We start from the raw sequence: 10,835 nt of genomic DNA, 5'->3' as shown, positions 1-10,835 counted from the left end.
TAATTAAGTTTAGTAAATTTCATCGTTAATTAATTTCTTAATGTACCCTATCATCATTCTCTCATAAAATTAATACCCGTCATTTATTTAATCTATTACTATTAACAATTCTCAATCAGTCTGATTCCATAACATCTTCATTATTGCAGTACACATATACTAATAATTAGCGATCGCTGTGCCAGTTGCGTAAGTCCTGATTGACCCAGATACAATTTAATTTAGATCCCTGACTTCTTGAAAAAGTCGGGAATTTGGGTATCTAATTATAATCTAGTTTGTGGTAAAATTTCCTAATCAGAGGTGAAATCTCTAAACTCACTTCTGCATTTATTTGTTGGTTAGAAAGAAGGAAACGCTTTTTAGGGATTGAATACTACTAACTATTAGTTCATAAACCTGATAACTATCTTCCAGTTCACTTAGTAAAACTGACCCTTTTTCACTAGCTAGAACAATCTCCACTCGCTGAAGAAATTGTCCAAAAAGTCAAAAAGTTGGCGATCGCTTTCCTCTCCCAGTGGCGTAGCAACTGTCAACTCCCCGACTTCCAGGAGAAGTCGGGGATCTATTCCATGTTTATTTTGAACTATAGGGCAGAGAAGAATGGTGTAGAATAATACGCAATTTGCCATCATTACCTCTAATAAACTGCCAGGTTTTATCCACTGTTGTGACTTTACCTGTTTTATCAGTCAGGGAAACATTACCCATAGTGGTAGCAGTATTACCGACAATAAAAATACCAGCGTTGCGAATTTCCACTTTTCGCCATCCCTTGAGAGCAAAACCAGTATCTTTAGGGAAAGAGGAGTCACCACCAACAAAATAAGACAAAGCTCCTTTGTGTGTTGTGCGGAAGGTCTGATCTCCAGTTGTCAAAGTGGGTTTAAACAACACTAATCCCGATTGATAAGCATATAATTCGTCTATTATATTGTCAGCGAGTTTTCTCGCAGCGGACATCCCCTTTTGATCATAGGTAGTGCTGATATTAACCAATGCTTCACCCCAGGCCTTTTGGGCGGCCAGCACTTCAGCCTCAGTAATGGATATATTAACTACTGATGTCTTAGGAGTTGATGAGACTGGCTTAGTGGTGGTACTATTAACTTGACCATGAGCCATTGATGGCACTGTAACCAACAAAGCTATGGTAGCAGCAGTTGCAGAAAGATTGACTTGTAATTGTTTAATAGGATTAGTTTGCATATTAAGACGAAGTATGAAAAAGGAAATTACAAAAGTTTTCCACCACATCTAACCACATTGTGCTAATCCAGTCCAATAACTACTATAAATAGTTACCATCAGTAATTACTATTCAAGTAAGTTACAATAAATCATAATTAAACGCAGATCAATGCAGATAATTTGTTACAGCGATTTTTGGCGTTGGTGAATTGGAGTATGATATTTATTTCGCGCATCAGCGAAGCACTTGCGTTAGACGCAAAGTTTCAAATTTTGAATTTCTCAATTTCATACCTGAGTTCACCAACGCCGAAAAACTTATATATTGTGTTATGAATAATGCCAACTTGTAATAAAATTTAACTCTCTTTATAAACCATTTCCATCTTCAACTTCTCTACCTCAATCTTCAACCGTTCATTTTCCATTTTCAACCCCGTATTTTCATCCTTAATCAACTCTACCTCATGCCGTTTACTTAAAGCTTGATTAATTGCTAATTTCCGCATATCTAAAGAAAACCAACGTTGATAAGTTTTGGTGTGAATTTGCACACTATGACCTAAATTATCTGCTGCGGCTTTAATAGGAATACCTAAAATATGCGCTCTAATTGCCCAACCATGACGTAAATCATAGGGTTTAAAATCCAAACCAATTTTTCTAAACCACCAACTCACTCTTTGAATTAATGCCGTGATTTCTGCATAATTATTTTGGTCTTTTTTACTAATTTCTCTAGCTAACATTTCCAAATATTTAGAATTTCTTAAATCAAATTCCTCAATCCATTCTTTATATAAAGGTAATGCTTCCCTTTCTCCTGTTTTACAATCTTTATCAACTTTCCAAGTTAAATCTATATTGTCATTACTTAACCACCAATTAATATGAGGATTAACAAAAATCTCACGGGGACGTAAACCAAAAACTGCCAACATTCCATAGATCCATCGCCATAATTGCCAGCTATCTTGCACATCTTGATTAACTTGTTTACCTCGATGATTTACATATTCATCAAATTTGTAAAATCCTCTCACTATTTCCTTGTCAGTGGGAACATTGCGAGAATTACTTTCAGGAACTTTCGCATAATTAGTTAAATTAATCTCAATTTTGAAAAGTTGACAAAATACAGAAATTGCTCTTACAGCATTATATCTAGCCCATTCTTTATCTATTTTTTCAATGGCATTAATCAAATTTTCTCCTATTGCCAAATCATCAGCATTTGTATAACGCTTAATTCGGGAATAATAATAAAAGAAAGTATGTTCACTTTTGGTAGTGCGTTTATGGGTTTTAAAATATTCATTTTCAAAAGTTTCTAATAATTCTCCAATGGTTTTTAAGTCTTTTTTAATTGTTTCATTTCCTAAATATTTATCATGCCAAATAAAGGTTTTTCTAGCAATTAATTTTCCTAATTCATAAGCCTCTTCTTCTGCTGTTTTTAAGCCATCAAAATTAGCAGGAATGTTTAAACTGAGGTTGTATTGTTTTTTACCTGTTTTTTTGATATCTGCATCACCTGGTTTGAGGGGCAAAGTTGCGCGCAATTGCAGACATCCATTTGATTCTCGAATAGTTACTCTAGTGTTTGCAGATTTCAAACGCAGATTTACTAATTGTATTTCTTGTGTTAAGTTGGTTTTCATGTTGAGTTGTAGCGATCGCCTCAAAATAGACAAATAAACATAAAGATTCAATTCAAAACCACTTTTTATGGTTGTTGAAGTTTGAATTGTTTATTAGAATAAACTTAAAACCGAAATAAATATGTTAACTGTAAACATCCAAAAAATAGATACCAAACTTGTATAATAAGTCCGGTATCTTAACAATATCATACATTATAAATTTGACTAGCGTTAATGACATCTTCAACTGTAATATTTAATTCAGGAAAAGTAGGAGAAATAATTTTATCTGTTCCAGTAAATGCTTTTTGTTGATATTTGCCATCAACTAATTCATAAACAAACACCGTTGGTAACTTAGGATTTCCTAAATAACTGCGAGAAGCTATAGCTAAATAATCCACTATCCAATATTCTTTAACTCCCAAATTTTCATATTCTTCTAACTTGTCAATATAATCATCTTCCCAATTTGTTGATGTTACTTCTACTGCTAATTGAATTGGTTCAGTTAAAGCGCCATAAGCTGTGACATTAGTATTCCATAAAGATGCAACAACTACACTCACATCAGGATTTCTTCCTCTCTGTTCTCCTTTATTGGTAACTGTTCTAATGACTATATCTTTATCTACAATATAATCCAGTTGTAACCGCCGAATTTCATCATTAAAACCAAACATTAAATATCGGGCTACATTTTTATGCGCTCTAATTGCTTCCACTTTAACAATTTCTCCATTAACTAATTCATAAATACCATCATCAGGACGTTGTTGTAGGAATTGTACAAAGTCTAATTTGGTTAAAGTTGTGATGCTCATAGTGTCTTCACTCAGCTATCTGTAAATATTATTATAGCATTAATTCCCATAATTCCCATCATTTTACCTTGCAGAAATATCTTGGTGGTGATGATTAATTTTTTCCCACATATCTAATGAGGATGTTTGTAAAGCCATTGGAAATGGTGGCTAAATAAACAGAACTTGGCTATCCAGGTTAAAGATTCTTGGTTTTTCATTAGTCCACGCAGGTGGTCACTTGTTGAAGTGTAGACTTGGCTTGAGTAGTAGTGAATGATATTCTCCCAATACTTTTCCAACATCGTCTGATTATCACCAATGTTAAGAATTAATAACATAATTAGAGTTATCACAAATCACTGTACTTAACCTATGCTATAATTTCTGCATTATTCAACATATTTCCTAGCAACATCTCATTTTCTAATAGGCTCTTAATAAAAATCCTATGAATCTATCTGGTGCTGAGTTAAAAAAATTAGTGAATGCCATCGTTAGTGCTTATCCTAGTAAAGAGGATTTAGCAATGATGGTTCAGTTTGAATTAGGGGAAAACTTAGATGCGATTAGTTGCGGTAATAATCTCACCCAACTAGTATTTAATCTCATGACAAAATGGGCAATTCCTAGAGGGAAAATATCCCCGTTAATTATAGCAGCTTATGGCACTAATCCTGATAATCCTGAACTTAAAGAATTTTATCAATCTGTGGTTATTAAGAAACGGTTTCTTGTAGATTCTGCTGTTAAAAATTCAGATTTTGGTCCTGATATCAATTGGCGTGGTGAAAGCGATGAAATTCAACTACAAAGTTGGTTAAAACCTGAAACTGATTATTGGGATGTAGGTTTTTTAAAACGAGCGATAGAACAATCTACTTCAGTTTGTCGCATTGAAATTCCCTTTGGTAACATTATGGGAACTGGAGTTTTAATTACTCCTAATAAAATCCTTACCAACTATCATGTTTTAAAATATAGAGATGAAGATAATTTAGAAAATAATGCTTTAAATGCCATTTTAAAATTTGGCTGTTTGACTTCAGATAATGGTTTAGAAACCCAAGGTAAATGTTTTCAGTTAGATAGACAAAACCCAATTTTATGCTTTAGTCAAACCGAAGAGTTAGATTATGTTTTATTACAAGTAGAGGCAAAAATTACTCAAGCAACTGATATTCAACCTGCTCGTTGGGATAGTCAGAAATTACCTATTGAAAAAATGGGAATTAGTGTGTTACAACATCCTAAAGGAGATTCAATGAAATTATCAATTAGTCAAGATGGTATTACAGGAGTTTATCAAAATAGTGGTTTAGTTCAATATGTAAATAAAACCGCTGTAGGATCAAGTGGTTCACCTTGTTTTGATGAAAATTGGTATTTAGTAGCCTTACATCACGCCCAAAAAGCGAAAAATTTTGGCTCAATTAGAGAGGGGATTTTATTTGCTAATATTTATCAAGAAATTAAAGATTTTTTAAATTAATTTAAGGAGTTATTATGGGACGGAGAATTATTACCAGTCAACTACAAGCTAAGGGTGAAGAAGCAAAATTAGACGGCTATTTCGATAAGTTACTTAAATATATTCCTACGGAAATTGTCGGTGCTTGGATTGCCATTACAGGGCTAATTAAAGGTAGTAGTAATATACCCACAAATACTATATTATGGATCTTATTTTTTATCTTTACAGTACTGACTTCTGTTTATATTCTCAAGCAAACCTTTGAATCCAAAAAACCTCTAGCAATTAAGCAAACGAGCATTTCTACGGTTGCTTTTATTGTTTGGGTATTTGCTTTAGGAGAACCTTTTAATACTCTGGGCTTTTATAATCCTGTTTATGGATCAATTTCATTGATTTTGTATAACTTAGTTATTCCCTTGATTAATCCTGTTGAAGACAGCAATAAAAAATCAGTTTAATTAGGAGATTGAGTTATGAAATTATCAGGTGTTGAATATCAGAAATTAGTTAAATCTATTGTTCAAGCCTATCCAACTAAAGATGATTTGGCACAAATAGTAATGTATTCTTTAGAAGAAAATATAGATGCAATTGTTAATAGTGAAACAACAACTCAGTCAATTGTATTTAATCTGATTCTTTGGGTACAAGCGCGAGGAAAATTAAAAAACTTACTAGAAATTGTTTCTCAAGAGCGTCCTGATAATGTAGAATTACAGGAAACCATTAAAAATTTGTTAGCAAAAATCAACAACGCAAATAATACATCCAATACAAATACACTTCAAGATAATCAACTATTTCAAATTCAATCAATTTATTGTGATCCAGAAGATTATATAGGAGCGATTTGGACACATATTATTCCTGAGAAAGAAAATATTAATAAAGAACATCTGATCACAATTGATTGGGGTGCTTATCGTTGGCAACAAGAAAAAAATGTTCCAGAAAAAGGGTTATTATTGTGTTATCTAAAACGCAACAAAGATTTTTTTGCCAGATTAACAACTGTTTCAATTATTGTTCCCAAAACCATGAATAGTATTAATTATATTTCCAATGAGACCAAAATTATTGATGGTTATGGAAAAGATATACCGTCTTGTCTACAATTAGATATTAATGATGGTTGGGTAAGAAGAGAGTTTAACTTTAATTTGATGAATATATCTTCTATGTTTGCTATGTTTGATAAGTTCAAGAGTCTCATTGACTTAATCAATATATAGAGACTTTAAAGTTCTTGTAAATGAGGTGTTGTATATGAAATTATTACCAAATGATCGTAAAAAATTATTAACTATAATTCTTGAAAGTTATCCAGATATAGCTGAGATAGAGATATTGATTAGACTAGAATTAGGTGAAAATTTAGATGATATTGTAGGTGGAAGTAACAATAAACAAAAAATTTTCAAGCTGATTGAATGGGCAGAAACTAGAGGAACATTAATAGATTTAATCAATGCAATTTCTAAAGATCGTCCTGATAATGTAGAGTTGCAAGAAACTATTAAAAACTTGCTAGGAAAATCTTCTCAAAATAGTAAAATAAATCCAGATGAAGATGATCAAAAAAAGAATAAATTAGCCTTAGTTATCAAAAATTGTTGTGTCGGGCTAGTAATTATTGTTACTGGTTTCATGGTCTATCGTTCTTTTCAACCTGAACTAAATTGTAATAATAAACAATTACAGAAACAACCTGATAGTATAAAAATTATTATCCCAGATTTTGAAGGTAATCAAGATAGTAATCTAGAAACTTCTTTATCCGAAGGATTGAAGACACGAATTCCATCTGATGTAACTATCTGTCGTCAATTAAATGAAGCAGTAAAAGAACGATCTGAAGCTAATCAACTTGGAAAGAGATTATTTCCTCAAAATCATACTGTATTAGTCCTTTGGGGAAGAATTAATAAATTTTCTTTTTTAGGAGGAGTAGAAATTAATTATGATAATAATCAGGTTTACGATCAGAAGATACAAGAGAAAATTACCAGATCCGGATTAGTAAATATTTCTTTACATCAAAAAGATCCATTAATATTTAAGGAAATTTTATTAAAAATAGCTGATTTCCAAGTAGCTTATAAAATTGCTTTAAGCTATTATTCTTCAAACAAACAAGACAAAATTAGGGAATCTCAACAATTATTACAAGATATATTAGACAGAATTATATTTTGTCAAGTCAATAATGAACAGTTAATCAATCTAACGATCCAAGAACAACAAGTTGCTGATGCTTATTCTCTTTTGGGTGATTTATATAATAAAAATAAAGACTTTAATAATGCTATAAATTCTTATAAATGTAGTTATAAATTTGAAAAAGATGAAAATAGACGTAATACTTTGTTGTTACAGCAATCTGAGAATTATACAACTTTAGAAGAGTTTGATCAAGCCTTAGAACTTTATCAAAGAGTTATTAATAATGAGTCAAATGATTCAAAAACAAAAAGTAGAGCTTTAGTTAGTCGAGCTATAATGTTTGCTAAACTTAAGAAATATTCTCAAGCAGAAAAAGATTTAGGTCAAGTAATTGAGCAAAATTTAGACCGTCCCTATGGTCTTGAAATACGCTCAAGTATAAGATTGTTTGATTATCCAAACAGATTAGGTGCAATTTCAGATTTATCCAAACTTTGCCAGATTGATGCTAAAAAATGTAAAGATAGCATAGATTTTTATAATGAAGTTATAACTAAATATAATCCACAAGAATATCAGCAAATAGTTAGTGAGCTTCGAGAAATCAAAAAAACTCACCCAGAGTGGCAAAAACTGATCAATCAGTTACTAGAAAAAAAATAATTCAAAATGAACAGGACTTACGCAAAATACCTCGAAAGTAGGGGTAATTTATGAATTACCCCTACGAAAGAATCAGGTTTTAGATTACTTCGTGCGTAAGTCCTAATAAATTAACAAGGTTTATTGCAAAAACATCTTTTCACACCTTTTCGTGTTTCGCTAGGACTCCTATGACCGCATTTTTGTATACAGTCCCGATCGCAACTTTGATAAGTTGTAATTTGAGAATTTAATTGTATTCGTAAATTAAGATGAATCTGATTATTTAATAACTTATATGGCGGAGTGTGTCCAATCAGATATTCTTTAATTTTTTCCACTAAGTTAATAATGAACTCTATATTTAATGAATCTTGATCTTCTTCTTGTAGATTTTGATTTTGATATTTTTCTATTGTTTGAGGTTTTTCTTCATCAATTAACTTACCGGAAACAACAAAATATACTGGTGCTTGTTCATGTAAAAGTTTAATCCTTTCCTTGTTCTCTGGTTCAGTAATTTCTACAACTTTATATTTTAATTGTAATCCTACAAGTGTATGTGAATTATTTAAATGCTCTAACTCTCCCAAAATTGCTAACTCCGCCATTCTTAAAGCCCGATATAAAGCCACTTCAGGAACTGGACCATCATCATCAGGAGGATTAAGAAGTTCCTGTTCCTGTGAAATCAAACTTTGCTCTAAATTAACTTTTTTGTCAATCATAATTAACACTTCCGAAAATACGTTTGAGGATCATACACCACTGATAATTAATATACTGTATATCCTGTATATTCTCACCTGATTCTGACAAAATCAAACATTCACAAATCATTAAACCAACAAAATAAATACTCCGGTCCTTATCACGGTTACGACGGATTCGCAATTTTCGCTCGTGACATGGATTTAGCGCTCAACAGCCCAACCTGGTCATTAATCGGCGCTCCCTGGAACAAATCTGCAAAGAAAGCTCTTAGAGCTACAGCAGCCGTTTAAACCCACCCATTAGGGGCGATTTGCCCCCCAGGAGTAGGGAATTTCAAATTTCAAAATTTAAAATTCTCAGTTTTGGATTTTGCATTCTGAATTTTGAGCAAAATTCCCCACTCTGATAAGGGCAAATTGCCACTAACCCACATTACTTGGCAAACAGAAAATACAGCTTGGAGAACTAGAATGCCTCAAAATCCAGAAAATATTAAGGACCACGTTGAGCTATTCCATCAACCAGAATACCAACAATTATTCCAAAACAAGAAGGAATTTGAAAACGGTCACACTGCTGAAGAAGTACAAAGAGTTGCAGAATGGACCAAATCTTGGGAATATCGTGAAAAGAACTTCGCTCGTGAAGCTTTAACCGTTAACCCCGCTAAAGGTTGTCAGCCTTTAGGTGCTATGCTCGCTGCTGTGGGTTTTGAAGGCACTCTTCCCTTCGTTCAAGGTTCTCAAGGTTGTGTTGCTTACTTCCGTACACACTTAACCCGTCACTATAAAGAACCTATTTCCGGTGTTTCTTCTTCCATGACAGAAGACGCTGCGGTTTTCGGTGGTTTGCAAAACATGATTGATGGTTTGGCTAACTCCTATCAACTCTATAAGCCAAAAATGATCGCTGTTTGCACCACTTGTATGGCGGAAGTAATAGGAGACGATCTTAGCGCGTTTATTAACAACGCTAAAAACGCTGGTTCTGTTCCCCAAGACTTACCCGTACCCTTTGCTCATACTCCTAGCTTCGTAGGTTCTCACATCACCGGTTACGACAACATGATGAAAGGTATTCTTTCTGCCTTAACCGAAGGTAAAAAGAAATCCACCAGCAATGGCAAAATCAACTTCATGCCCGGTTTTGATACCTATGCAGAAAACACCCGCGAATTAAAGCGGATTGCTTCCTTAATGGGTATTGACTACACTGTACTTTCTGACACCAGTGACTACGTTGACTCACCTAACGATGGTGAATTTAATATGTATCCTGGTGGTACTAAGTTAGAAGATGCAGCAGATTCCATCAACGCTAAAGCTACCGTTGCTCTTCAAGCCTACTCCTTAAGCAAAACCCGCGAATATATCGCTAAAGACTGGAAGCAACCAGTATGTGTATCCCGTCCTTGGGGTATCAAAGGAACTGACGAGTTCTTAATGAAACTCAGCGAATTAACTGGTAAAGCTATTCCTGAAGAGTTAGAAATCGAACGTGGTCGCGCTGTTGACGCTATGACTGACTCCCACGCTTGGGTACATGGCAAACGCTTCGCTATCTACGGTGATCCTGACTTAGTTTACAGCGTAGTTAGTTTCATGCTAGAATTGGGTGCTGAACCTGTACATATTTTGGTTCACAACACCAATGAAGCGTTTGAAAAAGAATTGAAGGCTCTCTTAGATTCTAGCGAATTTGGTAAAGAAGCTAAAATCTGGGGTGGTAAGGACTTATGGCACCTACGTTCCTTATTATTCACCGAACCCGTAGATTTATTAATCGGTAACACTTACGGTAAGTACTTATGGCGTGATACTGGTATCCCCTTAGTAAGAATCGGTTATCCTATTATGGACCGTCACCACTACCACCGTTATGCAACCATCGGTTACAAAGGTGTAATTAACTTGTTGAACTGGGTTGTTAACACAATCTTTGAAGAAATAGATCGCAATACCAACGTTGCTGGTAAGACCGACATTTCTTACGATTTAATTCGCTAGAAATTTCTTGGAGGTGGAAAAAATCCACCCCATCAAATAATACCAGAATTAAGGGGAGTTGGGTATTAATTCCCAATTCCCTATTAATTTATCTCACGCAGTGACGCAGAGCTACAAGAGAGAAAAAGATTATTTGTTAGGTGATATGTCAAGGATTAATGTTAAAATAATGGATATACAGATAAATACATAT

At 33.6% G+C, this 10,835-nt stretch carries 9 protein-coding genes and 1 pseudogene; 6 read left to right on the top strand and 4 right to left on the bottom strand.

Annotated elements, in window-relative coordinates; genetic code table 11:
* Window positions 1-579: 579 nt before the first annotated feature.
* The 3 genes from H6F32_RS10155 to H6F32_RS10145 form a co-directional block, all read right to left on the bottom strand.
* Entirely contained in the window at window positions 580-1,212 is a 633-nt protein-coding gene (locus tag H6F32_RS10155) for a hypothetical protein (protein WP_190369212.1), read from the bottom strand.
* 341 nt (window positions 1,213-1,553) lie between these two features.
* Window positions 1,554-2,855, bottom strand: coding sequence for a site-specific integrase (locus H6F32_RS10150; protein WP_190369211.1), 1,302 nt, complete (start codon window positions 2,853-2,855; stop codon window positions 1,554-1,556).
* Window positions 2,856-3,043: 188 nt separating this feature from the next.
* On the bottom strand, window positions 3,044-3,661 hold the full coding sequence (locus tag H6F32_RS10145) for a Uma2 family endonuclease (protein ID WP_190369210.1): 618 nt from the start codon (window positions 3,659-3,661) through the stop codon (window positions 3,044-3,046).
* A gap of 430 nt (window positions 3,662-4,091) precedes the next feature.
* Between H6F32_RS10145 and H6F32_RS10140 the strand changes: the two genes are divergently transcribed.
* Genes H6F32_RS10140 through H6F32_RS10125 form a run of 4 tightly spaced genes read left to right on the top strand, consistent with a single transcriptional unit; the run spans window position 4,092 to window position 7,943 of the window.
* Window positions 4,092-5,132 carry an effector-associated domain EAD1-containing protein gene (locus H6F32_RS10140; RefSeq protein ID WP_190369209.1) on the top strand — a complete coding sequence of 347 codons (1,041 nt, stop codon included), beginning with the start codon at window positions 4,092-4,094 and terminating at the stop codon, window positions 5,130-5,132.
* A gap of 14 nt (window positions 5,133-5,146) precedes the next feature.
* Window positions 5,147-5,575, top strand: coding sequence for a hypothetical protein (locus H6F32_RS10135; protein ID WP_190369208.1), 429 nt, complete (start codon window positions 5,147-5,149; stop codon window positions 5,573-5,575).
* A gap of 15 nt (window positions 5,576-5,590) precedes the next feature.
* The gene (locus tag H6F32_RS10130; protein ID WP_190369207.1) at window positions 5,591-6,349 is read left to right on the top strand and encodes an effector-associated domain EAD1-containing protein; all 759 of its coding nucleotides are present in this window, start codon (window positions 5,591-5,593) and stop codon (window positions 6,347-6,349) included.
* Between the two features lie 34 nt (window positions 6,350-6,383).
* A complete protein-coding gene (locus tag H6F32_RS10125; protein WP_190369206.1) occupies window positions 6,384-7,943 on the top strand; it encodes an effector-associated domain EAD1-containing protein in 1,560 nt (519 codons plus the stop codon).
* Between the two features lie 110 nt (window positions 7,944-8,053).
* Here the strand turns inward: H6F32_RS10125 and H6F32_RS10120 are convergent, their stop codons facing one another.
* Complete coding sequence (locus tag H6F32_RS10120) at window positions 8,054-8,650, bottom strand: hypothetical protein (protein ID WP_190369205.1); 597 nt, start codon at window positions 8,648-8,650, stop codon at window positions 8,054-8,056.
* Between the two features lie 129 nt (window positions 8,651-8,779).
* Here H6F32_RS10120 and H6F32_RS20520 point away from each other — a divergent pair.
* Window positions 8,780-8,926: pseudogene (locus H6F32_RS20520) on the top strand (nitrogenase molybdenum-iron protein subunit alpha); the annotation flags it as partial.
* Window positions 8,927-9,106: 180 nt separating this feature from the next.
* Window positions 9,107-10,642 (top strand): nitrogenase molybdenum-iron protein subunit beta, encoded by a 1,536-nt coding sequence (nifK, locus tag H6F32_RS10115; RefSeq protein ID WP_190369216.1) that lies wholly within the window; start codon window positions 9,107-9,109, stop codon window positions 10,640-10,642.
* Window positions 10,643-10,835 lie beyond the last annotated feature (193 nt).

Origin of the sequence: Anabaena sp. FACHB-1237 (assembly GCF_014696225.1) — a bacterium.
Classification (GTDB): Bacteria; Cyanobacteriota; Cyanobacteriia; order Cyanobacteriales; family Nostocaceae; genus FACHB-1237.
Note: the sequence above shows the minus strand (reverse complement) of the source record. Positions and strands in the feature narration are given on the sequence as shown.